Origin of the sequence: Oceaniovalibus sp. ACAM 378 (assembly GCF_008085915.1) — a bacterium.
Classification (GTDB): Bacteria; Pseudomonadota; Alphaproteobacteria; order Rhodobacterales; family Rhodobacteraceae; genus Oceaniglobus.
Genome location: NZ_VSJK01000011.1, coordinates 1 through 24,213, shown reverse-complemented (window position 1 = coordinate 24,213; position 24,213 = coordinate 1). Strand labels below are relative to the sequence as shown.

Below are 24,213 nucleotides of genomic sequence, written 5' to 3'. Positions count from 1 at the left end.
GAATATAAAGGTGACACCATAGTTTAGCCGATCAGCGGGTTTCCGGTAAATGTGGGCGCCGCCAATGATGACGCATCTTTTGTCAGCGAGCTTCATGGTGATGTCGTCCGTTCGATAGGGACGGATCGGAATTGCGCCGGGAAACGGTAACCCGCCCGGGGGCTTCAGATGTTCATGGCGGGCTAGCTAGTTCTGACAACGCCCGCGCTTAGGGTCCTTGGCCCCATCTTTGCGATAAAACGCTTTGTAGATATTGAACAGCGCCCCGACCAGTATGATTATAGACAAAACCGGGCGTACGACGCCCGACATCTGAGCGAGTGCTGCACAGATGATCAAGAGAAGTGGCAATTGCAGGAGTGCGAGGGCCCGTGCCGATATCCTATGACGCGCCGCAATGGCCATCAGTACTGACAACAGCATCAATCCAACGAAAAGCAGGGACCAGGGTCTGGTCACAAAGAGCATGTAATCTGAGGAGATCGACAAAGCGCGGATCAGATTGACCTCGGCAATGCCGCCCAGAACCACGCCAAGAACGAAGGGGGCGATGGGATATCCAAACCGCGTCATAAAGAACCCCAGAGCACCAAAAGCGATCATGACCCATACGTCATACATGCTATTGTTCACGGTGTAGGCACCAAGGGCGCAGTAAAACAGCACCGCTGCCGCCATGATATATATCGGTAGGCTCACCACTTTGAGAAAAAAGCGCAGAGAAATCACCTGAAACACCACCATCAACAAGTGCGACAGGATAAACGCGACAAAGATTCCATAGGCCAGACCAGGCTCATCGGTGATGAAGCTCGGGCCGGGAATAACATTATGAATGACAAGCGCCGCCAGCAGCACTGCAGCCACGGCATCACCGGGAATGCCAAGGGCCATAAGCATCAACAAGGCACCGCCTTGGGTCGCATTGTTGGCGGTTTCAGGGGCAATGATCCCGTCGTAGGCACCCTTGCCGAATTGTTCGGGTTCCTTCGAGTTTCGTTTGGCCTGATCATAGGCAAGAATATTGCTGATGGAGGCACCGGTGGCCGGAATGACCCCAACGATCAAGCCGATCACGGTTGAACGCACGACGGTTGTCCAGCGTTTGAGCAGCTCTCGTATGGCCCAGAGGTGCTGAATACGAGGCGAATTCTGCGGCAATTCACCTGCCAGGGTGCGGCGTGCGACTTTCGTGTTGGGCATGTCGCTTAGCAATTGGCTGAAGGCGAAGACCCCGATCATGAGGGGCAGGAAGTCGAACCCAGAATCAATTGCCCTGTTGCCGAAGGTCAATCGTGTGACTCCGTTCATCTCCTCTTCGCCGACGCTGGCGGCCAGGAGCCCAGCCGCGGCTGCAATCAGTCCCTTGAGCAACATACCGCTTGATAGGCTTGCCGTTATGGTCAGGGCAAAAAGAACCATGGTGAAATAGCCCCAGGGCCCGATTTCAAGGCCGATCCGCCCCAGATAGGGAGCGAAGACAATCAAGGCGCAGCCGCTCAGCACGCCGCCGATGCAGGATGACCAAACTCCCAGCCCCAAAGCCTTGCCTTGCTCTCCGCGCCGCACGAGGGGAAGGCCGTCAAAGGTGGTGGCTACAGACCCCGGCGTACCGGGAATGCCAAGCAGCATGGCCGAGACCAACCCGCCGGACATGCCACCGACGGCGACACCGATCATCACAGCCAGGCCGGGCATTGCGCCCAGAGAGTAGGTGAGCGGCAGGATAATTACGATCGCCATCGTGGCGGAAAAGCCTGGAATTGCACCGACGACCAAACCGCCGAAGACGCCAAGAGCCATCAATGCAAATGTCGCGGGCTGCATGATATCGGCCAGGGCTGAAAACAACACCGCCATCTGTTACACCATCATTCCTGGAAAATATCTCACAAGGACCAACCCGGCAGCAAGACACCCATCACTTGTGTGAAAAAGGCGGTAACGCTCAACACCGATACGATGGCAATGGCGGCATGCAGCGCAATGGCGCGTGGAGATTTCGGACCGATAACGCTGAGAAGCATGAATACCATTATCAGCCCGGAAAATGTGAACCCGATATAGGGCACAAGCAGCGAAAAAAGAACCACGCCGACAAATACGGTGATCGGCACAAATGCACGAAACAACCAACCCTCAACCGCAATGCCTTCATCAGCTTTTGAGGTTGGGGCTGGCCGAATTAAACCTGTCGCGATTTGAAGAAGCGCCAGAGCGGATATCACGCCAAGAATGATCTTGGGCCAGACATCCGCTCCGACTTGAGCGAACCCATAGTCGGCGATAAGGGTCGTTTCATAATACAGGACAGCACACAGAAGAACTGTCGCGGTTCCGAGCAACGCCTCTCGCTTCAAAGTCGCCTCCTTTTCCAACGCTCAAACCGGTATCAGCCGCGAGGCTGGAAGATGCCCAGTTTGACTGCCAGTACTTCCCAGTTGTCTGCGGTTTCTTTCCACCAGGCAGTATAGGCTTCGGGGTCACGATAATCGACGATTGTTCCTGAGCGCTCAAAGGCTTCTTTGACCGACTCATTCTGCATCGCCTGTTCAATGAGATCTGCGTAATGCTCAACTATTTCGGGCGAAGTGTCTTTGGGCATCAAGAACCCGCGGGTCGTGCCTGCGACGAAATCATAGCCCGCTTCTGTTGTGGTCGGGATGTCTGGCAGGCTCTCGGAGCGTTCGGTGTAGGCGTAGGTTAAAGGCACCAGCTCATTACCCAGGTACTGCGCGGCGGTCTGTTCGGTCACCTGAGCAAACTGGATGACGTTCGACAAGAGAGCCGTGACGCGCTCGGCCTCGCCATTATATCCGACCAAGTTCAACTCAACGCCGAGCAGGTCCTGCAGTTGCAGTGCGAAAAAATGCGAATCCGAGCCGACGCTGACTGCCGCAGTTACTTTGCCGGGGTTGGCCGATGCATAGTCCACCAGTTCAGCAAGCGTGTTGAAATCATCATTCTTGCTGGCGGCGTAGATTGCCGGCTCAAAGCTTACCATCGCGACCGGCGCAAACGCGTCCCAGGATGTTTCTGCACGCCCGGTCAGATAGCTGCTGAGAATTGCCGCGTGATGAAAGAACAGCGTGCAGCCATCTGGTGCGGCGTCGATGACTTCGCGGGCTGCCTTGTTGCCGCTTTGGCCACTGACGTTGACCACCTGAAGGCGGACACCATCTGACACTTCATTGATTGCGTCCACGACCACGCGCGCCTGAAAGTCAGTGCCGCCACCGGGGGGGAAGCCCACCAGTACCTTTGCGGTCGAACATTCGAGATCTACCGCGGCGAACGATGCAATAGGTGCAAGGCAACAAGCGATTGCAAGTGCCGAAGATTTTAACAGATACATACGAATCTCCCTGAGTTTTTTTATAGTGTCTTACGTTTCGAGATCCGGAAATTGTTGTGTTTCCCGGGCCTATGTTCCCACCTGCAACGGACTTTTCATCTTGTGCAGCACTGCCAGAACGGACTGGGCAGTGATCCGACCCGTTTTCGGGTTTTCGGAGGGGATGTTTTCGATCTGCATACTAAAACACGCACTATCCGAAACCACCTGAATCTGATGGTTGTTGCGCGTAAGTGCGGGGTCAGCCCAGATTTCCAACATGGTCTGATCGGGCCCGATACCGGCAAGCGAAAGGGCGACGGCCACATTCAGATTTGCCGGAAATCCGACGGCGGCCTCTCTGGCGGATCCTTCAAAAATCTTCATTGGCTCCGTGATGTCTTTGATCTCGATGCCATGGGTTTCGAGATGCGGCGCGCCAAGGAGGCCACGCACGGGCTTGCGTGTGATCATCCGCACGGATTCGATTTTGCCTTGTGCAGCCGCAGCCACAGCATCGAGTCCCAGCAAAGCGCCTGACGGCACTATGATGCGCCCGCCATGGTCGGCAGCGATCTTGATCAGATGCTCGTTGCGAAGGACCGCACCAGCAGAAAGCGCAATGACTGTTTTACCCGCCCGCAGGAACGGTTCTGCGATGTCTGAGAAGATCTCGGCGGGAGCGCACTCAATCACTATATCAGCGAATTCTTCAAGCGCTGAAACCGGGAGCACCTTTGGCGGCGTCCTGAACGAAGCGACCCGTTCCGCAGCCGCATCAAGATCGCGCGCTGAAACCGCCGTCAGGCGATACCCCTCAAATCCGGCATCAATAACCTGCGCCAACTTGAGTCCGACAGCACCAAGGCTGGCAATTGCCACCCGTGTCGTCGGCGCAGCTGCGATAGGTGTGTCTATCTCGTTCTTCGGCATGCCCTCTCCTTTTGAAATATGTCCCGCGTTTTTGCGGTAGAAACCTGACCGTCGGCGCATCATCCGGAACCAGCGATAGTTGTTCAATAACAGCCACATGGACCGAGCGAAGCGCCATTTAGGCCATTCCAGCGTTCTGTAGATCGTAGCGCATAGGAGCTGGGTTAGACAAATTACAATAGGGGCCGCGATGCATAACTTTTAATTATACCCCAGATTTTGAGAGCTGTTCCGAGCCGCAGTCTTTTCCGCCCGCGCCTGCGATGATCGAGGCTACTGCGCACTCAAAGCGATGCCCTCAAACCGCCCCGATACTCTCCAATATCCAGTCTCGAAAGATCTTGGTTTTCTCTTGCTGCCAGCCGCTTTTGCGGCCGATCAGGTAGTAAGCCCCCGCACTCTGAATCTTGTAGGGCAATGCTTGCGCCAACAGCCCTGCCTGTATGTCTGTTTCGACAAGTATCTGCGGCACCAAGGCGATACCCCGTCCTTCGATGGCGGCCTGAAGCGACAAAAAGAAATGGCCATAGGATGGACCATCCTGCTGTGGCAATTGCTGCCAGCCAATTGCGGCAAAGTAGTCGCTCCACGCGTTCTGGCGTGTGGCCATGTGAACCAGCGTGATCCTCTCCAGATCTTCGGCAGTGGCGATCGGACCGTGCCGTTCGAGATAACCGGGCGATGCAACTGCGATCATCTGGTCAGGCAATAGCTCTTGATAAGCCAGTGGCTCGCTTCCGCGAACCATCAAGAGATCAATTCCGACTTGAGAGGCATTGCTCAACTGCGGTGAGGTCGAGCCGACCCGGATCGCAAGGTCCACCTCCGCACGGTCGAAATCGACCGGAGCGATGGTGTTGATCAGATGAACTTCTATCTCCGGGTGGAGTTCGGCAAAGTTCAGAAGCCGAGGCATCAGCCATTTCACCGAAAAGGTTGGCAGCACCGAAACCGTAAGAATTCCGCTGCCCCTGTTGCCCCAAACCCTGTTGGAGGCGGCTTCGATCTGATTGAATGCTCCCTGCAGCTGCGGATACAGACGACCGCCTGCTTCGGTCAATTCCACAGCCCGGGTACGCCTGTGAAACAGCGCAATGCCAAAGTCGTCTTCCAGTATCTTGATCTGGCGTGACACGGCGGCCTGAGTGACATTCAGCTCTTCGGCGGCCTTCGAAAAACTCAAATGACGCGCAGCCGCTTCAAAAGTGCGCAGGGCATTCAGCGAAGGAAACCGGCGCGTCATATGGATAATCCCTCTCGATGGATAACCTTTTGTCGTGCATAGGGCCCCAATGTCGGGGGCAAGGCAATAGTTGCACGGTGCAGAATCCGGTCGAAATCGAACGCGCCGCAGACTGGGAGATCTTCCCTTGGATGCCGCACCTCTATCCGGTCGATCTCCTCTGAAACGTTGGCTTTTTCCTCCCGGAATATATCAGCTTGCCATCTTTGGGTGGTGTGAACCCCGACGTATAAATCAAGTCGCCGAGGCGCACGGCAGGCAGATAGCGGCCCTACGGGACAGGCCGGTGGGCAATCTGGCTCATGCTTTATACCTTTCGACCATTTCAACGATCCGTCCTGCAGCCGCAACCGCCGCCTTATGATCTTGGGAAAAGTTCAGCCGTATGCTTGCGCTGGTTGACGGAGCGAATTCAGATCCCGGTGTCACGGTGATACCAGCCTGATGCCGAAGTAAACGCACGAACATTTCCGGTGCGACGGTCAATGTCGGGAGCGCCGGGAAGACATAACTTCCTGCCTGCGGCACAGCGATGCCAAGAGTTGCCTCGCGGAAAATATCAATCAGCTCGTCGCGGATTGCTTCATGCTGCGAAATTCGGTTGTTCATCCAGCCTTCAGGCTCATTGAACCATGTATCAAGCGCGGCCTGATTATATCCCGCTGCTCGCAACGAAACGATCGCCTGAAGGCGCTCCATCCGCTCGATCAGTTTTGCGGTGCCAAAGGCCGTGCCCAACCGGAAGCCACTGAGCGACTCGGTTTTGGAGGGGCCCATGATGGTGATCAGGTTTTCGGGCGCCTTTTCATGGGCGCGAAGATGCGTGTAGCTTTCACCGCTATAGAGGAGCCGGGAGTAAAGCTGATCGACGATGACGGTCACGCCATGCTTTGAGGCCAATTCAGCAATCGCATTGATATCGCTTGCTGAATAAACCAGACCCGTCGGATTGTTCGGAGTCGAGAACACAAGGACTTCGGTGCCGTTGCTGAATGCAGTCTCAAGTTGTCCGAGATCGGGACCGTTTTCAGATCGGCTGCCCAAATAGGACAGAGCGATAGGAACCACTTCGCCGCCAAAGAACCTGACCAGCTTGGAGTTGGCGAAATAGTCGGGCTCGACAACAGCAACCTTGGTTCCCGCTGTGACTGTCGCGCCAAGCGCAAGGAAAAGCGCGCCCTGTGTGCCGGGGGTGATAATCAGTTCACGCTCTGCCGAAATGGGGTGTCCGGTGAAGGCGGCCAGACGCTCGGCCAGCCCGGTGCGGATGGCCGCGGCGCCGCGATATTCAGTATAGGCTTGCTGTCCGCCGACCGCGAAGCCCTTATTCCATGCATCGTCCGAGCCCGGTGTTGGCGGAAAAGCGTCAACATCCCCATGGGAGAAATCGACGGGAACGCCATTGAAGAGACCGCCACGCATGTGAGCGTCGAGGTCGGTCAATTTCTGACGGACCTCTTGGCCGGGCGCATTGTCTGCGGCCAGCAGCCGGAATTTTTCATCGAGAGTCGTCATATCTGGCTCCAGTAAGCTTGGTGGCAGGCGGATCAGTATCCAGCCTTGCGGGAAACAGTGGTTGGCATTTTTCCAGTCGTGAAATAGCCATTGATGTTCGTTGCTACGACCTCGGAAGCGGTGCGCTTGGTCGTCGGGGCAGAGATATGGGGCAAGATGGTGATGTGCGGATTGCCCCAAAGCGGATCGGTCTCTGGTAAGGGTTCTACGGCGAAAACGTCGAGAACGGCATGTTCGATCTGACGCGCTTCCAACCCATGGACGAGGTCGTCACGCTCAATGATATCGCCGCGCGCGAAGTTGATCAAAGAGCCACCGCGCTTCATGTTCGAGATGAACCGAGCGTCCAGCAATCCGCGTGTGTCTGGTGTCGACGGAAGTAGGACGACGATGATATCCGACTGTGCCGCAATCTCGGCCAGCCCGTCAGCGCCGTTGAACGTCGTTACCCCCGGCAGATCCTTTGCGGAGCGGCTCCACCCGAGAACGTTGAAACCGTTCTGCGTCAGGCGCTCTGCGGATTTCAGGCCAAGATTGCCCAGACCGAGGATGCCAATCGTGCGTTCGGACGCGGTGCGCAGTTCGTGCTGCAGCCATATCCGTTCGGCTTGCTGAGCCGCATATGTTGGCATGGAGCGATGCAGGTACAGGGTCCAGGCAAGCACGGCCTCGGCCATGGTATCACCAAGTTGTGGATCGATCAGACGAACAATCTGGACCTCATCTCCGGGCATCTCGCGCAGGATACGTTCTACGCCCGCCCAAAGACTTTGCACCCATTTCAGATTGGGAAATGACGTCAGGGCCGCCGGATCAGGGTTCGCCACAATCGCCACTTCGACTTTGCCCAGCTCGGCTTCCGGGATGTCCGTGACGAAACGGATATCGATGTCAGGCGCGGCACCCTGCAGCGCATCCGCCCAGGCAAGCGCAACGCCTTCGGACAAGCTGTGAACAAAAGGGACGATAGGCTTCATGGGCAATATCTCAGCGTTTAAGTCTGATGCGGCTTGATAACCGGCATGCGGGATCGGCGGGCGGGACATAGCAGGGTTCGCCCCACGTGTTCCGACCAATCACTACCAAAGTTCAAAAGTTACCGTTAGTATGTTTTAGTTCTTTCAGAAGATAGGTTTCATATGGACACGCGTTTTATTCAGACACTTCTTGCCGTGGTGGACTCGGGTTCGTTTGCTGGCGCCGCGCGCAAGGAAAACATGACGCCCGCGGCGGTGGCTCAGCGCATCAGGAGTATCGAGGCTGAGTTGAAGCAAGATCTGATCAGGCGGGTGGGGCAGCAGGTCGCCCCAACTCAGCAGTGTTTATCGATCCTGCCTCGCTTGCGTAATATCGCGAAACAGGTCGGCCAGATTGCCACAGATCTGGACGAGGCGGGGCTTGGTGGACCTGTCCGACTAGGATCGATCTCGACGGCGCTGAGCGATCGGATCCCGAATGTTCTTGCCCAATTCGCCAAGTATGCGCCGACGGCAAGCCTCAGCTTTGTTCCGGGAACATCAAAAGACCTGTACGCTAAGCTCCTGGATGACCAAATCGATGCGGCCTTCGTCGTTCATCCGCCGTTCAGAATCCCGAAATCAATCACGTCTGTTCACATAGAGACGCAGCCCTTCATCATGATCGTTTCAGCGGATGACGATCGATCGGTCGAGCAGATCATCGCCAGCGAGCGGGCATTGATCTACGACTCGACCAGTTGGGGCGGGAAACTTAGCATGCCGTGGATCAGGAAATGGATTCCGCACGATCGCGTTCTGTGTGAGTTGGATGCGTTGGAGGCTATTGGAATCGCGGTTGGTCGTGGCATCGGATACAGTATCGTTCCAGACTGGCAGGGCCTGGCAGAATTGACATCGGTGCGGCGCATTCCACTTCCAACTCTGAAGCAAAAAAGAAATCTGGTTCTCCTGCATCGTCACCTTAACGAAGCCCATGTTCGGCTGTTCCGATCATAATAGCCAAGGCGTTTCAGACTCGTTTTGTACAAGGTGTGATTGCTTCGAGAATCAGTCATCACCACCGGCCTTGTCTTCGGAGCCCTGAACAGGCGGCGCTTCTTGCCGATGTGGTGTTAACTCCCGCATCGAAAAGCTGACAACGCGTCCCGAGACCAGATCAAGGTTTGCCTGACTCGCGCAGCGACTGGCCTGACGATGATCTTGACGAGATCGACCGGGGTGTCGGCGGGGCCAACGCCGATGCTGTCGGGCGGCGTTTGTCGGCTCTGGCCGAGGGGCAACAGGTGCTGGTCCTCACCCATTCACCACAGGTCGCCGCATGTCGGTTAGGGTCGGAGGGGCGAGCGTGACACAGGTGGCCCAGCGTCATGAGCGTAGGCGACAACAAATTTATGCGTGGCGCCACGACCTGAAAAAGAAAGGGCTTTGGTCGTCTGACGCTGGCGCTCTCTTTTATTCTGTGGATATTCCGGTCACGTCCGGGGTTGCGGTGCCGCAACTGCCTGTCCCCGAAGCGCTATCACCAACCGCTGTTGAATTGCGTCTGCGCGGTCGCTGTTTGCATTTTGAGAGCACAATAGACCCGGTCGCCCTGACGTCTCTGATCGGCGCGGTGGAGACGGCATGATCGGTCCTGGCACCGGTGTTCGCGTATATTTGGCCTGCGGCGTGACAGATATGCGGAAAGGAATCGCGGGGTTGGCCGCATCGGCGCAGGACGTCCTGCATCAGAAGCCCACCAGTGGTGCCGTGTTTGCATTCCGGGCCTTACGTTGCGCACGCTTGGTCCCGACCCGCTGGATCTGCAATACGCGCTTGCCAGCCAGATGGACGGCGTTCTAGCCGATGATGCAATATTGATCATCTCGCAGGACTGTCCGCCCGCCTTGCCAGTCTGCCCGTTCCCGCTGCGCTTGATCTGGTGTCGGATGGTACAGGGATTTGGACCGAGAGCCTGTCCGAAGCTGCCCAAGCGCGCGCCGATCTTTAAATGCCAGACTCTGTGAAACGGAGGACTCTGCTCCGGCCCTCATAGTTGCAGTGCTGAACCGTTTTACCGCCCACGGCATACGCGTCTCAATAGCCGCAGGATAAGTGTGTCCGGGAAAAGGGGCGTTGCGGCCAATTTCAGTCGTGCAACAGCGCCGGGTGGAATGTTCCAGTGATTAATGTTGACTAGTATGGTTGATTAACTGCAGGGTGAGAAAAGTACTGCAAGATGAAGACAAAAAAGCAGAATAGATGTGATGCAAAGTTCCATAACCTTGGATTTAGGTGCGCCCGTTGGTCCGCAGCTCTACAGGGTATTGCGGAATCGCATTATTCGCGGTCATCTGGCGCCTGGCACCCGACTTCTCGAAGCTGATATAGCTGCGAGCTACGGCACCAGCCGCCAACCTGTGCGTGAAGCCTTCATTAAGCTCGCAGAGGCTTCGCTTATCGAGATCCGTCCACAACGTGGCAGTTTTGTTCTTCGCATTGACATAGCGGCTGTAATGTCTGCGCAATTCATACGGGAAGCTGTCGAAGCAGATATCGTTCGTTGGGTCGCAAAACACACAAGTCCTGAAATTTGCCGTGAACTTGACGCTATCCTGACCACTCAAGAAGCTGCCATAGAAAACGACGACCCTGTCCAGTTTTTGATATTGGATGAGGCGTTTCATCGTCGACTGGCAGAGATCGCGGGGCAGGGTGCAGGATGGGAGTTTCTGCAGCCACTCAAGACGCAGATGGATCGTGTCCGACACCTAAGTGCTCGCCAATTGCCGCGCCGCATTCTGGTGAAACAGCACCGGCAGATTGTCGAGGCGATCCGCGCAGGCGACGCCGCTACTGCGGAGCAGCACATTCGCAACCACCTGCGCCGGATTCTAGAAGATATTCCGGTGGTCGCATGTGCGTTGCCTGACTTTTTTGAACCTTTGGAGAATCTTGGTTCAGGCAGCCCGCCGCCGAATGAGGCTTAGCAAAACGATTAGGGAGCGCCGAACCCAGAGGGTGAGGCAAAATATGGAGGAATATATGAGTTTAACACATAATGTGATAGGGCGCAGGACTCTGCTGCAACTTGGTGGCACTGCGCTGGCGGCGCCAATGCTGATGCGCAGTGCTTGGGCGCAGGAAACCTTTGTCTGCAAAATCGCCCACTCCGAAGCAATCGGCTCGCCGTTTACAAATGCCTTCGACAACTGGGCCAAAGTGCTGAACGAAAAAAGCGAAGGTCGTATCGACGCGCAGCATTTCCCCGCGAGCCAACTTGGCGGCCTTGCGCAGCTTTTGGAGATGAGCCGGATCGGCACCATTCAGGTAACCGCAGCAGGCCCTGACAGTGAAGAGGCCATCGCGCCTGAGATTGCGGCGACGGCCGGCGCGCCCGGATTCATCTACAAGAACGAAGCGCATGTCGATGCTGTATTGCAAGGCGATATAGGGCAAGAAATCAGCCAAATCGCACGCGAAAAAACTGGAGTGGAGTTTATTGCATATGGCGAGGTTGGCTTTCGCCACCTGCTCACCAAGGAGCCGGTGACGGATCTGGCCAGCTTGCAAGGTGTAAAGTTACGCGTGCCGGAAGTGCGTATCTGGGTTGATTTCTGGAAAGCCTTGGGCGCAAATCCAACCCCGCTGCCCTATTCGGAGCAATACTCGGCCCTGTCCACAGGCGTCATCGACGGGTTGGACTCTGACTATTTCTCAATCCTCGGGTTCAAGTGGCACGAACAGGCCAAGAATATCTTGCCAACCTATCACTGGTTCCTTCCCAAGGCGATCCGTATGAACGCGGCTTGGCTGGATAAATTGCCCGCTGATCTGCAAGAGTTATGCCGCACCACGGCCAAAGAAGCGTTTGAAGAACAGCGGACGCTGAACCGCGCCGGTGCCGACCAAGCGTTGGAAGACCTCAAGGCCGTGGGTTGCATCGTGCATCCTTTCCCGGCCGAGGAAAAGGCAAGATGGGAAGAGAAGAGCGCAGGGCTTTATGAAAGCTTTGGCGCAACCAGCCCCGAGACGGCCGCGATGATCGAGAAGATCCGCGGCTTGGCGTAACTGGAAAACCCCCGTCCTGCGTGCTGCGTTGGGCGGGGAAAACCAAGAACGAGGCTGAAAGAATACCCGAATGATCACGACCAAAATGATCCCCGGCGCGACCAAGGCGACGCCGTTATACCTCTTGCTCGACAAGGTTTTGGAGGCGGCGGCCGTCCTTTTGATGCTGGCTGCCACCTGTGTGGTCGTGTTGCAGGTCTTTTGCCGCTATGTCCTGAACGCCTCACTGCCCTGGCCCGAAGAAGCGGCGCAGTTTCTATTTGTTTGGGCGGTCTTTTTGGGAATGGCGATCTTGACCTTCCGCGAACGGCATATCGCGATATCGCTATTTGTGCCAAAATTGACTCCACGATTTCAGTCTGCTCACGCGGTCGTTCTACGGGTCGTCTCGGCAACAGCCTGTATCGTCATGTTGATCCACGGCGTTGATTTCATGAACCGCTCCTTGCAGGTCCTGCCGGCGCTGCGAATACCGCTGCGTTATTTGTTTATGGCAGTGCCTGTGGGTGGCGCGTTGGGCCTGATCTTTCTGTCCGCTCCCTTAAAGGCTCGAGCATGGTGGAGCGGGCTTGCCGTTCTGGCCGGGGGTCTAATTCTCTATTTCGCGCTGCGTCAGGGCGGAAGCGCCTTTTTTGGCGAGGCGAGCAGCACCACAATTCTGATGATTGTATCGCTTGTGTTGATCTTTGCCGAATTGCCGATAGTGTTTGCGCTTGTCGTAGGCTCTTTTGCGGCTCTTACACCGTTACCGCCGCTGATGCTGGTGACCATCACCCAAAACATGTCGGGTGCGTTGAACTCCTTTACGCTGCTTGCGATTCCGTTCTTTATTCTGGCAGCCGCGGTGATGAACGCGGGTGGCATAACCCTACGCATTGTAGATCTGGCCTTTCATCTGGTCGGCCATCTGCGCGGCGGTTTGGGCCAAGCAAATATCGTGACGAACGTCATGCTGGCCGGTGTTTCGGGCTCGTCCACTGCAGATGCTTCAGCAACGGCCAAACTGCTGGTGCCAGAGATGGCAAAACACGGCTATTCCCGCGCGTTTTCGTGTGCGCTGACGGCGGCGGCATCGACCTTAGCCAACCTTATCCCGCCGGGACTAGGGCTGATCATCTATGCTGCTTTGGCTTCCGTTTCGGTCGGGGCATTGTTTGTCGGCACCATTGTTCCGGGGCTAATGATGGCAGCGGCGCTGTCGTTGGTGGTCTGGCTGGTTTCGGTCCGACGCGGCTACGGCGGGCAACAGACAAGCTCAAGCGGTGGCGAAAAATGGCGCTCGTTTTTGCTGGCAACTCCGGCGCTCTGCCTGCCCGTCATCATTGTCGGCGGCGTTCGGTTTGGCATCTTCACCGCCACTGAGGCGGGGGCGATTGCCTTTGTCTTTGCCCTGTTTTGCGGCGCGTTTATCTATCGCGGGCTGACATCGGCGAACCTGTTGGCGGCCTTCAAAGAAGCGGTTGAAGATACTGTCGCCGTTGCGGTCATCATCGCGGCTTCGTCGCCTTTCGCTTGGATTCTGACATTCGAGCAAGCGCCGCAGAAAATCGCTGCGTGGCTTGGAGCGTTAACAAGTGATCCCATCGCACTGCTTTTGCTAATCAATCTGTTCTTGATCTTTGTCGGTCTATTTATCGAGATGATCGCCGCGTTGGTCATTCTTGTTCCAATCCTTGTGCCGGTCGTTGTTGCTGCTGGGGTTGACCCCTTGCAATTCGGAATCATCATGGTGATGAACCTTGTCATTGGCGCGTTGACGCCGCCGTTGGGGGTGCTGGTCTTTACGACCGCGCGTGTGGGCGGCGCGCCCTCAACCGATGTATTCCGAGCCATCGTCCCCTTCATCGCAGCGCAGCTTGTGGTGCTTGGCTTGATTACCTTCTTCCCGCAACTCACAACATTGCCGATCCAATGGTTCGGCCCGTAAGGAGGTCGCAATGACCCAAAAACCCATTGCGCGCTTGGCTGTCATCGGCCTTGGAATGGCGACAAAACCGCATCTGGACGCTCTGGCGGAATTGCGCGGCCGGGTACATGTTTCAGGCGTTTTCAACCGGACCAAGGCCAAGGGCGATGCCGTGGGCGAGAAGTTCGGATTTCCGGTTTTTGCCAGCCTTAAAGAAATCGCAGACGATCCGGAAACCGATGGCGTGATTATCGCCACGCCTCCGAACCAACGCGCCGAGATTGCTGCGGTGATGGCAGGTGCCGGTAAGCATATCTTGATGGAAAAGCCGGTGGAACGCAACCTTGAGGCAGCGCAAGCCATCGTGGCCATGTGTGAAACGCGCGGCGTCACGCTTGGCATCGTGTTCCAGCATCGGTTCCGCAAATCCGCGTTGCGGTTGCGTGCGTTGATTGAGGAAAAGGCGCTTGGTGATTTAGCCCTGGTGCGAGCAGAAATTCCTTGGTGGCGCGATCAGGGTTATTATGACGTTCCGGGGCGCGGCACCTTGGCCCGCGATGGCGGAGGGGTGCTGATCTCGCAGGCGATCCACGTCCTTGACCTGATGTTGAGCCTGACAGGCTCGGCAAAAACCGTGCAGGCCCTGACCGCGACCACGCGCATGCATCACATGGAAGCCGAAGATTTCGCCGCCGCCGGGATCATCTTTGCCAACGGCGCGGTGGGTTCCGTCGTCGCGACGACCGCCACCTATCCAGGCGACACTGAAAGTCTGGTGCTGGATGGCACCAAGGGTACTGCAATCTTAAAGGGCGGCTCGCTGAAGGTCACTTGGCGAGACGGCCGGACCGAAGAATTGGGAGAGGCCTCGGGCACTGGGGGCGGGGCCGATCCGATGGCCTTCCCATGCGATTGGCACCGCGATCTGATCCTGGATTTCGCGCAAAGCATATCAGCAGGCCAGCCTCCCAGAATTCCGGGGCGAGAGGCGCTTCGTGTTCATGCCTTGATTGATGCGATGACAAGATCCAGCGCTGAAGGCCATAGAGTCGAAGTGAGGACTGTCTGATGAGTAAGATACGTTTTGCCGCGCTCGGTCTTGATCATCGCCATATTTTTGGCATGACCCAGGGAATGCTGGATGCAGGCGCGGAATTGGCGTGTTGGTGGACGGATGGTGCGCCGCAGCCAGTTGAGGGGTTCGTGGAGCGCTTCCCCGATTCACCGCAACTTGAACTTTCGGCAATCCTTGATGATCCGAGTATTGCCCTCGTCTTGATCGCTTGCCGCCCAGACCAACGCGCCGATCTGGCAATTGCCGCGATGATGGCTGGGAAGGATGTGATGACGGACAAGCCCGGCTGCATTTCTCCCGAGGAACTGAACCGCCTGCGTGAAACTGTCGAGCAGACCGGGCGCATATGGTCCGTCAATTTCTCTGAAAGATTTGAGGTTCCAGCGACCACAGTCGCGACCCGTCTGGTGCGGGAAGGGGCGATCGGTCGGGTTGTCCAGACCGTCGGCCTTGGCCCACACCGACTTAACGCGCCATCGCGGCCCGATTGGTTCTTTGATGCGGCGACCTATGGCGGCATCCTGACCGATATCGCTTCGCATCAGATCGAACAGTTTTTTCATTTCACTGACAGCGAGGATGCTGAGATCACTCTCGCTTCGGTTGGTAACTTCGCCAACCCCAGCCATCCAGAATTTGAGGATTTTGGCGAAATCGCGCTGCGTTCCGATCGGGCACATGCTTATATAAGGGTGGATTGGTACACGGCGAATGCGCTGCCGAACTGGGGCGATGGACGATTGTTTATTACGGGGACCGAAGGCACAATTGAGCTGAGAAAATATGTAGACGTCGCGGGGCGGCCCGGAACAGACCATTTGTATTTGGTCAATGGCACGCGATGCGAACATATTGACTGCTCCGACGCAGAATTGCCTTATTTTGCAGATTTGCTGGCCGATATCCGCAACCGGACGGAGACAACTTGTCCGCAATCACGGACGTTTCGTGTCTGCGAATTAGCGATGCAAGCGCAAACCATGGCTGTCAGACGCCATAGCCAAAGCTGACTGTAGCTTTTACCGAACTGAACGGTGCCACACCGGCGCATCAGCCCGCGATTTTGGCCAGAGATTGTACGCTTTTTTCCAGCCGCTTGTTGATAGTTGCGCAGGTCAGAACGCGTCTTCTTCGTCCAGCCGAGGGGTAAAATGTCCGACGCAATTTCTTAGAACTGCTCGGCCTGCGCCGTCACTGATGAATCGCTTCTCAGCTCTCGGTACCGCTGAGATCGTTCGCGTAGTCTGAACCAACCGGGAAAGGGTAGGGCGCGTTTCAGGCTGGAGTTCCGCAACAACGCCATTCAACGCAATAATCCTAAAGAATAGATGGAGTATTGTGAATGAAGTATCGTCGCAGGATTGACTATTCGGTTGAGCAGCGAGATCGGAAATCCCTTCGTTTTGGCACACTTAGGCAGTTCTGTTCGCACCGAACCGAATATCCAAGACGATCCTACCCACGCGATTGCATGATCTGAACCAGCTTTCGGTCGCGCTCTTCCATTAAGCTTGCGATGCTTCGGCCGCCAGACTCTTGGGTGACACCCTCAGTCAGTTTTTGGCAAAGGTCTTCTGTCAGGGTAGGCGTGCCTAGATCGTCCCAACGTCGTTGCTGGCTTGCGCCCAGATGCGCAAGATAATGGGCCATACCGCCGTCGCCGCCACCTAGATGATAGACCATGTGGCAGCCGGTAGTTGCCCAACGTGGGCCTGGTCCATTGCGCACGGCGGCGTCGATGTCGGCGACCGTTGCCACGCCTTGGTCAACCAGTGATACGGCTTCGCGCCACATCGCCGCCCCGAGGCGTCCAGCAATATGCCCTTCGATCTGTCGCGACAGGCGGACCGGAGTCTTGCCAAGCCATTCATAAAAGGACATCGCCCAATCCAGCACGTCGTTGTCGGTCTTGGGTCCACCCGAGACCTCGACCAAGGGCAGGATGTGCGGCGGGTTGAAGGGATGCGCTGCAAGACAACGGCCCGGATGGCGGGCTTTGGCCTGAATGTCACCTATTAGAAGGGCTGAGGTGGATGAGGCGATAATCGTTTCAGCGGGAACCCACGCTTCAATCTCTGCCAGAAGCTGTTGCTTAAGGCCGAGATTTTCCGGCGCACTTTCCTGAACAAGCTGCACAGAGGCTAATTCGGCACCGGGGATTGGGGAAAAGCTTAGTGCATCAAGCGGAGGCGTTGGCTGCGATGTGCGGCCCAGCTCTTGTAGGCTCCCCCACATCGAGCGGATCGTGTCGCGCAGACGGACTTCAGCGTCCGGCATGGGATCAATCGCATGAACTTTTAGGCCAGTTGCAAGGAACAATGCCGCCCAGCTGGAGCCGATCAGACCCGTTCCGACTATGGCAACTTCTGTGACTTTATCTGGTGCAGTACGGGGCATTTTCACTCCTGTGACGCATTGGGTTCTACCGCAGTCAAGCGGCTTTTTCGCGCCATCCACCATCCTACAAACAAGATAAGCGCAGCAAAGACGGGTGCGGCCGGGTGCGGGATCAAAGCGATGCCGATGGCCAAAAGATAGGCCGCGATATCAAGCAGACGGTTCCCGGTCATCGGCATCCCGGCTAGCAGGAAGGGAATGGCAACCACCAGCACAAGACCGGACAGCAGCGCCTCGCCAATGGCCAGAGCGCCACCCTGGCCAATCATACCCGGGTAAATCAGGATCATGAACGGTACGACATAAGTCATCGCACCCAGCCGCACTGCCTCGCGTGCAGCGGGTAGCCAGTTGGTCTGCGCGATCCCTGCTGCAACAAATACGGCGACGCAAACGGGCGGAGTGATGACGGAAATAGTGGCGAAGTAGAACACAAACATATGCGCGGCCAACGGCTTAACGCCAACGCTGGTGAGAGCAGGCGCCAAAACAGCAGCGACCAAAACATACGCTGCGGTGGTCGGAAGGCCCATTCCGATCACAATGCAGATCAAACCGACGATGATCGCAACCAGCACCACCGAATTACCTGCCAAAGTGACGATCAAAGACGATAATGTGACGCCAATTCCCGTCAGGTTAATCATGGCGACAAGGATTTGCGCACCAGCTAACAGGATGCCGATGATAACCAGGCCCCGCCCTGCATCGTCAAGCGCTGCAAGCATCTGACGAAACATGTCCTTGGGGCGGTTGCTGCCGATAGAGACCAACACGAACGCCAAGAGTAGCGCAGCTATTCCGATGAACGCAGCCGTCTGAACTGACCGGCCCGTTAGAATTCCGAAAAATAACCCACCAAGAGCGGCGATCACCGGCAACAAACGACGCCAGCGCAGGATCGTTGGCCAGCTCGGAATGCTTTCCTCATCCACGATACGCAGATTGCGTTGAAGCGAGACGACGTGGACGGTCATGAAAACCGATAGATAGAACAACAGGGCAGGCAGGATTGCCCCGACCATGACGGTGACATAACTGACACCCAAAATCTCGGCCATGACGAATGCGGCCGCGCCCATGATCGGCGGCGCCAATTGACCACCCGTGGAGGCAACGGCCTCAACAGCAGCGGCAAAAGGGGCCGGGTATGACAGACGTTTCATCAATGGAATCGTGAAGTTGCCGGTTGTGGCAACATTGGCTACGGCACTGCCACTGACCATTCCAAAGAGCCCGGATGCGATCGTTGCCATTTTTGCGGCCCCGCCGGGGCTTTTGCCGCCGACGCGCATCGCTAGATCCATGAAAGTTTGACCACCGCCAGTGTGTAGCAGAAATGCGCCAAACAGGACGAAAGCCGCAATAACAGTCGCGGCGATGCTGAGGAGGCTGCCCCAGATACCTAAATCGCCCAAGAACAGGGTTTCAGTCACGAAATACGGATCGAACTGGCTGTGTCCCAGCAGGCCAGGAATGTAATGGCCCAAAAGCGCATAGACCAAACCGATGACCACCAGCGTTGGAAAAATCAATCCAACAACCCGGCGTCCCATTTCCAGGATCGCCAACACAAGGCCCACGGTCATGGCGACATCCGCCCCGGTGGCCCAGGGCAGCGAGTTCATAATCTTATCATAGTTCAGGACGATATAGCCGCAGGCAATCCATGTTACGACGACCAGTGCAAGATCAAGTACGATGGCGACCGGGCGCAAACGACTGCCAGGCGCCAGCGGATACATTAGTGCCGCCAGAGTAACCACCAGACCTAGAAACAGCGCTCGCTGCACCAGGCTTTCAAACGGTCCGGCTGCGGATGTGTAAAGAACGAACAGTCCGATGAAGACAGCCAGTATCTTGGCGGCAGTATCACGCATCGCAAATTTCTCCTGAGGTGCAGCTGCGGTTCGCGTGAATCCCGGGACAGGTGGTCAAACCCGTCCCGGGACGCAAAGTTATCACTGGCTTGTGGTTGGCTGCATATGCTCAGGGATGTCGAACCCTTTTTCGGTGAAATATCGCGCTGCACCTGGATGCAGGGGGACAGTTCCGTATTCCATCGTCAACTCGGACAGATCATAATTTGCCAGGGATGACAGGGCATTGCGCTGGACGGTCGTATCTTCCATCGCAGCTTTGGTAATCTCATAGGCGGTTTGTTCGTCCATTTCAGGCGTGGCCGAAACGGCAAGTGCAAAGGCCCATGTCTTGTAGGGAGCGATGTCTTCGCCAGCGTCATCGATAGACACAACCGAAATATCCTTCATCTCGGCCTTGATGGTGTCGACCTGAGCATCCGTCAGTGACACCACCTGCACCGGTGTAAAGGTATTGATGTCCAGCGACGACGCATCCAGACGATTGCCGGCACCCGATTTCACATATCCCAGGACGCGGTTGTCCTTGATCATGTCAACGACATCCGTGGTCGATCCGCGCACATAATCTGGCGTAACGCCCAGTTTAGCCATCACGGCTTCAGCCGTCGCTTCCGTGGCCGAGCCACGAATACCCGGATTGAACCGTTTGCCACTCAGGTCCTCCAATGTCGTGATGCCGGCATCAGCCCGGACGACGACATTTTGCGGCGCGGGGGCATAAACCCAGAGCAGCGGCGCCTCTTGTGGGTTTCCTTCGAATTCTTGAGTGCCGTTATAGGCGTGTTCGATGATATTCGTCGTAACCAGCCCCATATGAACCTGCCCGCGCTGCATCCTGCGCAGGTTGTCCATAGTGGCTCCTGTTTCAGCAACCGACGCCCTGACTCCGGGAACCTTATCGTTAATCAGCTGGCCCAAAGCCACAAAGTATCCATACTGGCTGGACGATGCCGAGGTCGAGCCGATGAGCAGCCGGGTGTCCTGCGCCGCAGCCATACCGCCGCCACAGATTGCCAGTGCCGCAATAGCGGCAAGGGGTGCTTTAATAAGTTTCATATTTTTCCTCCTCCAAAGAAATTCACAGGTACGTTTAGTTCGGGTTTAAATGCATCCCGAGAATGCGGTAAGACAGGCACTTGCCGTGTCCGTCCAGATCCAGGCTGGCGTTAACGCCGCCATCAAGAACCGCGTCGATTACAAAATTCAGCGCCCCAAGGTTGGGCAACTCATAGCGTTCGATCGCGCCGGGGTTGCGATCGGCAAGCATTTCGCGGATGCGAGCCACAGTGACCTGTTCGACCAGCCGCGTATAATCCTCAGCGCGATAGGCGATGACGCTGACATTCAGGCGATCGCCCTTGTCGCCAGCGCGGGAATGGGCAATTTCGTGTAGAACGGTCATCGTGCATCGCTCCATTCTTGGCAGGATGCGTCAACAAGATCGCGCGGGATTAGCGCCGAGCTTGTGTAAAGCCGGCTGCGGATAGTGCTGCGCACCCCGCCTCCGCCGCCTGGCCCGCATGTGTATAGGGCACCAAGTTCATGCATCGCATGCGCAACCTCGGCCCGATCGGTTGATCGTACGGCGATATGCACACGCACATCATTTTGGATCTCGGCAATCTCGGTCAGGTCAAATGAACCTGCTGGACTCGTCGCGATACGACGCTTGGGGCCGTCGTCGAAAAGGGCGGTCATTTGAGCCTGTGTGCTGACCGTCTGCGCACGCATCTGCAAATCCGGTGCAAGACGTCCGCGCAGGATATCAATCGCTAGACGGGCCCGTGCATCGGCACCGGGGCCTGAATAGGAAATTCCACCTTCACCAATAAAACCACCATCATAACACACAGTAGCCTTTAGAGTTTCAGGCCGTCTTGTGCCACGAGCGCCCCGCAAGGCGACCCGGTTCTGGCCCAGATTCTTAACCGACACACTGGTCAGGTCCAAGACCACGTCCGGAGTAAGATAGGCCGCCGGGTCGTGGATCTCATAAAGCAGTTGCTCTTTGACCGTGCGCGCGTTCACGCATCCCCCGGTTCCTTCTGGCTTCGTCACCACCATCGCCCCGTCGGCGGAAATCTCGACAATAGGAAAGCCCAGATTTGCAAGGTCTGGCACATCCTTCATGCCGGGATCGGCAAAGTACCCACCTGTAACCTGACCACCACATTCTAGAAGATGGCCTGCCATCGTCCCAGCGGCTATCAGGTCGAGATTGTCAAATGACCAGTCAAAATGCGCTGCCACGGCCCCCAGTGCCAATGCCGGATCGGCCACGCGGCCCGTCACTACAATATCGGCTCCAGCAATCAACGCGTCGCGAATTTGTGACGCGCCCAGATACACATTCGCACTGAGGGGCAAGGCCCCCGCCGGCAGGCACGCCTGCAAGGTCGGATCGATTTCAGCGCGATGCGGGCTCACCATCAAATCGTCGCCGGAGACGACAAAAATCTTTGGCACCCGCGCGCCGATCTCTCGCGCCAATGCGTCGATGGCCTGGGCCGCACCGACCGGATCGGCCGCGCCGAAATTTCCGACGATGCTTATCCCATGTTGCAGGCAAGTACCAAGAATTGGACGCAGACGATCCATTAAATGCGGATCATAGCCTACGCCCCCACCTCTGCGCGCCAATTGGGAAAGCGCAAGCGTGCGTTCGGCCAGGGTTTCGAACATCAGACAGGCAGGGCCACCCGAGGCGACGAGGGCATCCACAACAGGAACTGCAGCATCAAGCCGGTCGCCGCCGAAACCAGCGCCACAGCCAATCCGAAACAGATTACTTTGCATATGCTCCCCCATCCGCGATCCAGTCTGAGGCTCCCCCGCCAAAAATCGCTGTGACAAGCCTACCGTCTTACGTTAATATTTGTCGAATTAATAAATCAAATCCAACTATTGGTTTTATAAATGCACGCGACGATCAAGCAGGTCGAAAATTTCTTGGCTCTTGCTGAGCTGGGAAGCTTCAGCAAAGCGGCACACCATGTCGGCCTGTCACAACCTGCATTCAGTTTATCGATTCAGCGATTAGAGGATTCGATGGGCATGAAGTTGTTCCAACGAACCTCGCGGACCGTTTTCCTGACCTCGGAAGGGCAGACCTTTCTGCCTTTGGCGCATCGCCTTTTGCATGGCTGGAGGTCAACCTTCAGCCAAATGTCCGATGTCGCCGCCATACAGCATGGCCGAGCGGCAGTCGCCGCGCTTCCTTCACTGGCGGCAGGGATGCTGCCCGACGTGGTGGCGCGCTTTGCTGTCGATCATCCACTTGTTCGGCTCGTGATTTGTGATGTGCTCCACAATAATGTAGTTGCAATGGTCCGTTCAGGTCAGGTCGATTTTGGCATCTCGGTGGAACCGACATCTGAGCCTGACATTGCATTTCAGCCCTTGGTTCATGATAAAATCGTGGCGATTCTGCGCAAAGATCATCCATTGGCAAAACGTCGGACCGTTACTTGGGCCGAACTGAATGCCGAAAAGTTAATATTGATGACGCAAACCACATCAGTTCGTCAGCTAACTGACCGCGCATTAGAAAATGCCCAAATTACTATGCAAATCGCATTAGAGGTGGATCAGCTTGCGACAATCTCGGGGCTCGTTCAGGCAGGGTTCGGCGTCAGTGCGTTGCCGGCCCTGTGTCTGCCTGTGGTCATCCGTCCAGACCTTACGTGGCGCAGTATCACCGGTCCTGAAGCCGAGCGTAGTCTTGGTCTGCTGACGCGCCGACAGCAAGATCTGTCACTGGCCGCAGCCTCATTCCTTGCTGAACTCCACCGTACCATTCCGAACGGTATTTTTGCCGCTTATCGCGGTCTCATCCGATTTGAAAACAGCTCAAACCCTGCATCCAGCCGCTGATTTGAGCGGCGCAGCACGCTTCTACTATCACTATGAAAGGTTACCCCCGTGCCAGACAATCGTCACCCCATACTAGATGAAACCGCCCTCACCGCCGAACAGCAGACCGCCTTTGACGCGATCGCAGGGAGTAAGCGCGGTTTGGTACAGGGTCCGCTGCGGGTCTGGCTGCAATCGCCAAAACTCGCCGACCGGGCGCAAGCATTGGGAGCGTTCTGTCGGTATGATACTCAGTTACCGCCACGCATTTCGGAACTGGCAATTTTAGTGACCGGGGCCTTTTGGGCCTCGGGTTTTGAATGGGCCGTTCATGCGCCGATCGCATTGCAAGAGGGGCTCGCGGCTCCGATCATTGAGGATATTCGTTGCCGAAAAATACCCACTTTTACTGCCGATGATGAAGCGGCAGTCTATGCCTTTGCACAAGAGCTTCATCAAACCCACCAAATTTCAGATTCAACCTATGCGGCAGTGGTAGCACACTTTGGCGTTCAGGGGGCGGTCGAGCTGGTTGGAATACTTGGTTACTACACACTGATTTCAATGACCATAAATACTTTCAACGTGCCCCTTCCAGATGGAGAAGATGATCCATTCTGATCAAGATACTCTGGAAATCTGAACAAGGGGAACAGGTAGATATTTCGCGCATTCGCAGCTCCGCACTAAAAACGCACCAAAGTGTGCACTTGGATGATCCCATGCGAAGGCGGCTCTGATAACAGGATGGCTTAAAGAAAGCCTGATCAAATCCGCCAACCGGCGGCAGGATACACATTGCGAAATGCGATTTACCGAAACGTCCCCGATACCAAAGTGCTGAGTCTAGGTTTGATGGCCTTAGCGTCTATATATTACATAATCCTCATTATCACCCACTCCATGTGTACGCGGGGAACATTCTAAACTGGGTTGCGACAAATCCCCTATCTTGCTGGAAAGCAAGGAGAACGGAAGATGGGCCACACAGAGTTAGGATTACGTGAGAGACGCACTATAGAAGACATGTTGAATGCAAAGATGT

At 56.2% G+C, this 24,213-nt stretch carries 22 protein-coding genes and 1 pseudogene; 11 read left to right on the top strand and 12 right to left on the bottom strand.

Features of this window, described 5'->3' with window-relative positions; translation table 11 throughout:
- Positions 1 to 186: 186 nt before the first annotated feature.
- The 7 genes from FQ320_RS15450 to FQ320_RS15420 all read right to left on the bottom strand — a co-directional run bounded on the left by FQ320_RS15450 (position 187) and on the right by FQ320_RS15420 (position 8,002).
- Positions 187 to 1,803, bottom strand: coding sequence for a tripartite tricarboxylate transporter permease (locus FQ320_RS15450; RefSeq protein WP_255509546.1), 1,617 nt, complete (start codon positions 1,801 to 1,803; stop codon positions 187 to 189).
- Between the two features lie 86 nt (positions 1,804 to 1,889).
- Positions 1,890 to 2,378 (bottom strand): tripartite tricarboxylate transporter TctB family protein, encoded by a 489-nt coding sequence (locus FQ320_RS15445; RefSeq protein WP_148473831.1) that lies wholly within the window; start codon positions 2,376 to 2,378, stop codon positions 1,890 to 1,892.
- A gap of 14 nt (positions 2,379 to 2,392) precedes the next feature.
- Positions 2,393 to 3,355, bottom strand: a complete 963-nt coding sequence (locus tag FQ320_RS15440; RefSeq protein ID WP_148473829.1) for a tripartite tricarboxylate transporter substrate binding protein — start codon at positions 3,353 to 3,355, stop codon at positions 2,393 to 2,395.
- 69 nt (positions 3,356 to 3,424) lie between these two features.
- A complete protein-coding gene (locus FQ320_RS15435; protein ID WP_148473827.1) occupies positions 3,425 to 4,267 on the bottom strand; it encodes an aspartate dehydrogenase in 843 nt (280 codons plus the stop codon).
- A 298-nt stretch (positions 4,268 to 4,565) separates the two neighbouring features.
- Positions 4,566 to 5,510: a LysR substrate-binding domain-containing protein gene (locus FQ320_RS15430; protein WP_148473826.1), complete on the bottom strand. Its 945-nt coding sequence runs from the start codon at positions 5,508 to 5,510 to the stop codon at positions 4,566 to 4,568.
- 300 nt (positions 5,511 to 5,810) lie between these two features.
- Complete coding sequence (locus FQ320_RS15425; protein WP_148474114.1) at positions 5,811 to 7,025, bottom strand: pyridoxal phosphate-dependent aminotransferase; 1,215 nt, start codon at positions 7,023 to 7,025, stop codon at positions 5,811 to 5,813.
- 32 nt (positions 7,026 to 7,057) lie between these two features.
- On the bottom strand, positions 7,058 to 8,002 hold the full coding sequence (locus tag FQ320_RS15420; protein WP_148473824.1) for a glyoxylate/hydroxypyruvate reductase A: 945 nt from the start codon (positions 8,000 to 8,002) through the stop codon (positions 7,058 to 7,060).
- A gap of 162 nt (positions 8,003 to 8,164) precedes the next feature.
- On the opposite strand from FQ320_RS15420, the gene FQ320_RS15415 reads away from it, so the two are divergent.
- From FQ320_RS15415 to FQ320_RS15375, 9 genes and pseudogenes are all read left to right on the top strand, one after another.
- The gene (locus FQ320_RS15415) at positions 8,165 to 9,001 is read left to right on the top strand and encodes a LysR family transcriptional regulator (protein ID WP_148473822.1); all 837 of its coding nucleotides are present in this window, start codon (positions 8,165 to 8,167) and stop codon (positions 8,999 to 9,001) included.
- Between the two features lie 159 nt (positions 9,002 to 9,160).
- Positions 9,161 to 9,324, top strand: a pseudogene (locus FQ320_RS15410) (DNA repair protein RecN); the annotation flags it as partial.
- Positions 9,325 to 9,350: 26 nt separating this feature from the next.
- Complete coding sequence (locus FQ320_RS15405) at positions 9,351 to 9,632, top strand: hypothetical protein (protein WP_222861615.1); 282 nt, start codon at positions 9,351 to 9,353, stop codon at positions 9,630 to 9,632.
- Entirely contained in the window at positions 9,629 to 9,847 is a 219-nt protein-coding gene (gene tnpB, locus FQ320_RS15400; RefSeq protein WP_148473818.1) for an IS66 family insertion sequence element accessory protein TnpB, read from the top strand. Before FQ320_RS15405 ends, tnpB begins: the two co-directional genes overlap by 4 nt.
- Before the next feature lie 404 nt (positions 9,848 to 10,251).
- Entirely contained in the window at positions 10,252 to 10,974 is a 723-nt protein-coding gene (locus tag FQ320_RS15395; protein ID WP_148473816.1) for a GntR family transcriptional regulator, read from the top strand.
- A gap of 43 nt (positions 10,975 to 11,017) precedes the next feature.
- Positions 11,018 to 12,055 (top strand): TRAP transporter substrate-binding protein, encoded by a 1,038-nt coding sequence (locus tag FQ320_RS15390; RefSeq protein WP_222861614.1) that lies wholly within the window; start codon positions 11,018 to 11,020, stop codon positions 12,053 to 12,055.
- Between the two features lie 70 nt (positions 12,056 to 12,125).
- The gene (locus FQ320_RS15385) at positions 12,126 to 13,982 is read left to right on the top strand and encodes a TRAP transporter large permease subunit (protein WP_148473815.1); all 1,857 of its coding nucleotides are present in this window, start codon (positions 12,126 to 12,128) and stop codon (positions 13,980 to 13,982) included.
- Between the two features lie 10 nt (positions 13,983 to 13,992).
- The gene (locus tag FQ320_RS15380; protein WP_148473813.1) at positions 13,993 to 15,030 is read left to right on the top strand and encodes a Gfo/Idh/MocA family protein; all 1,038 of its coding nucleotides are present in this window, start codon (positions 13,993 to 13,995) and stop codon (positions 15,028 to 15,030) included.
- A complete protein-coding gene (locus tag FQ320_RS15375; RefSeq protein WP_148473811.1) occupies positions 15,030 to 16,046 on the top strand; it encodes a Gfo/Idh/MocA family protein in 1,017 nt (338 codons plus the stop codon). The genes FQ320_RS15380 and FQ320_RS15375 overlap by 1 nt, the downstream gene beginning before the upstream one ends.
- Before the next feature lie 445 nt (positions 16,047 to 16,491).
- Here the strand turns inward: FQ320_RS15375 and FQ320_RS15370 are convergent, their stop codons facing one another.
- From FQ320_RS15370 to FQ320_RS15350, 5 genes are all read right to left on the bottom strand, one after another.
- On the bottom strand, positions 16,492 to 17,433 hold the full coding sequence (locus tag FQ320_RS15370) for a 3-hydroxyacyl-CoA dehydrogenase NAD-binding domain-containing protein (protein ID WP_148473809.1): 942 nt from the start codon (positions 17,431 to 17,433) through the stop codon (positions 16,492 to 16,494).
- 2 nt (positions 17,434 to 17,435) lie between these two features.
- Entirely contained in the window at positions 17,436 to 19,313 is a 1,878-nt protein-coding gene (locus tag FQ320_RS15365; RefSeq protein ID WP_148473807.1) for a TRAP transporter fused permease subunit, read from the bottom strand.
- Positions 19,314 to 19,394: 81 nt separating this feature from the next.
- Positions 19,395 to 20,372, bottom strand: a complete 978-nt coding sequence (locus tag FQ320_RS15360) for a TAXI family TRAP transporter solute-binding subunit (RefSeq protein WP_148473805.1) — start codon at positions 20,370 to 20,372, stop codon at positions 19,395 to 19,397.
- 34 nt (positions 20,373 to 20,406) lie between these two features.
- Positions 20,407 to 20,718: a hypothetical protein gene (locus FQ320_RS15355; RefSeq protein WP_148473803.1), complete on the bottom strand. Its 312-nt coding sequence runs from the start codon at positions 20,716 to 20,718 to the stop codon at positions 20,407 to 20,409.
- Positions 20,715 to 22,112: an acyclic terpene utilization AtuA family protein gene (locus FQ320_RS15350; protein ID WP_148473801.1), complete on the bottom strand. Its 1,398-nt coding sequence runs from the start codon at positions 22,110 to 22,112 to the stop codon at positions 20,715 to 20,717. The genes FQ320_RS15355 and FQ320_RS15350 overlap by 4 nt, the downstream gene beginning before the upstream one ends.
- A 120-nt stretch (positions 22,113 to 22,232) precedes the next feature.
- Here FQ320_RS15350 and FQ320_RS15345 point away from each other — a divergent pair, with 120 nt between their 5' ends.
- Both FQ320_RS15345 and FQ320_RS15340 read left to right on the top strand, forming a co-directional pair.
- Complete coding sequence (locus FQ320_RS15345; protein WP_148473799.1) at positions 22,233 to 23,189, top strand: LysR family transcriptional regulator; 957 nt, start codon at positions 22,233 to 22,235, stop codon at positions 23,187 to 23,189.
- Between the two features lie 48 nt (positions 23,190 to 23,237).
- A complete protein-coding gene (locus FQ320_RS15340; RefSeq protein ID WP_148473798.1) occupies positions 23,238 to 23,789 on the top strand; it encodes a carboxymuconolactone decarboxylase family protein in 552 nt (183 codons plus the stop codon).
- Positions 23,790 to 24,213 lie beyond the last annotated feature (424 nt).

Coding starts and splice junctions, on each gene's coding strand:
- FQ320_RS15450 (WP_255509546.1), bottom strand. CDS start 1,803: ATGGCTCTTGGCGTCTTCGGCGGTTTGGTCGTCGGTGCAATTCCAGGC.
- FQ320_RS15440 (WP_148473829.1), bottom strand. CDS start 3,355: ATGTATCTGTTAAAATCTTCGGCACTTGCAATCGCTTGTTGCCTTGCA.
- FQ320_RS15435 (WP_148473827.1), bottom strand. CDS start 4,267: ATGCCGAAGAACGAGATAGACACACCTATCGCAGCTGCGCCGACGACA.
- FQ320_RS15430 (WP_148473826.1), bottom strand. CDS start 5,510: ATGACGCGCCGGTTTCCTTCGCTGAATGCCCTGCGCACTTTTGAAGCG.
- FQ320_RS15425 (WP_148474114.1), bottom strand. CDS start 7,025: ATGACGACTCTCGATGAAAAATTCCGGCTGCTGGCCGCAGACAATGCG.
- FQ320_RS15420 (WP_148473824.1), bottom strand. CDS start 8,002: ATGAAGCCTATCGTCCCTTTTGTTCACAGCTTGTCCGAAGGCGTTGCG.
- FQ320_RS15415 (WP_148473822.1), top strand. CDS start 8,165: ATGGACACGCGTTTTATTCAGACACTTCTTGCCGTGGTGGACTCGGGT.
- tnpB (WP_148473818.1), top strand. CDS start 9,629: ATGATCGGTCCTGGCACCGGTGTTCGCGTATATTTGGCCTGCGGCGTG.
- FQ320_RS15395 (WP_148473816.1), top strand. CDS start 10,252: ATGCAAAGTTCCATAACCTTGGATTTAGGTGCGCCCGTTGGTCCGCAG.
- FQ320_RS15390 (WP_222861614.1), top strand. CDS start 11,018: ATGGAGGAATATATGAGTTTAACACATAATGTGATAGGGCGCAGGACT.
- FQ320_RS15385 (WP_148473815.1), top strand. CDS start 12,126: ATGATCACGACCAAAATGATCCCCGGCGCGACCAAGGCGACGCCGTTA.
- FQ320_RS15380 (WP_148473813.1), top strand. CDS start 13,993: ATGACCCAAAAACCCATTGCGCGCTTGGCTGTCATCGGCCTTGGAATG.
- FQ320_RS15375 (WP_148473811.1), top strand. CDS start 15,030: ATGAGTAAGATACGTTTTGCCGCGCTCGGTCTTGATCATCGCCATATT.
- FQ320_RS15370 (WP_148473809.1), bottom strand. CDS start 17,433: ATGCCCCGTACTGCACCAGATAAAGTCACAGAAGTTGCCATAGTCGGA.
- FQ320_RS15365 (WP_148473807.1), bottom strand. CDS start 19,313: ATGCGTGATACTGCCGCCAAGATACTGGCTGTCTTCATCGGACTGTTC.
- FQ320_RS15360 (WP_148473805.1), bottom strand. CDS start 20,372: ATGAAACTTATTAAAGCACCCCTTGCCGCTATTGCGGCACTGGCAATC.
- FQ320_RS15355 (WP_148473803.1), bottom strand. CDS start 20,718: ATGACCGTTCTACACGAAATTGCCCATTCCCGCGCTGGCGACAAGGGC.
- FQ320_RS15350 (WP_148473801.1), bottom strand. CDS start 22,112: ATGCAAAGTAATCTGTTTCGGATTGGCTGTGGCGCTGGTTTCGGCGGC.
- FQ320_RS15345 (WP_148473799.1), top strand. CDS start 22,233: ATGCACGCGACGATCAAGCAGGTCGAAAATTTCTTGGCTCTTGCTGAG.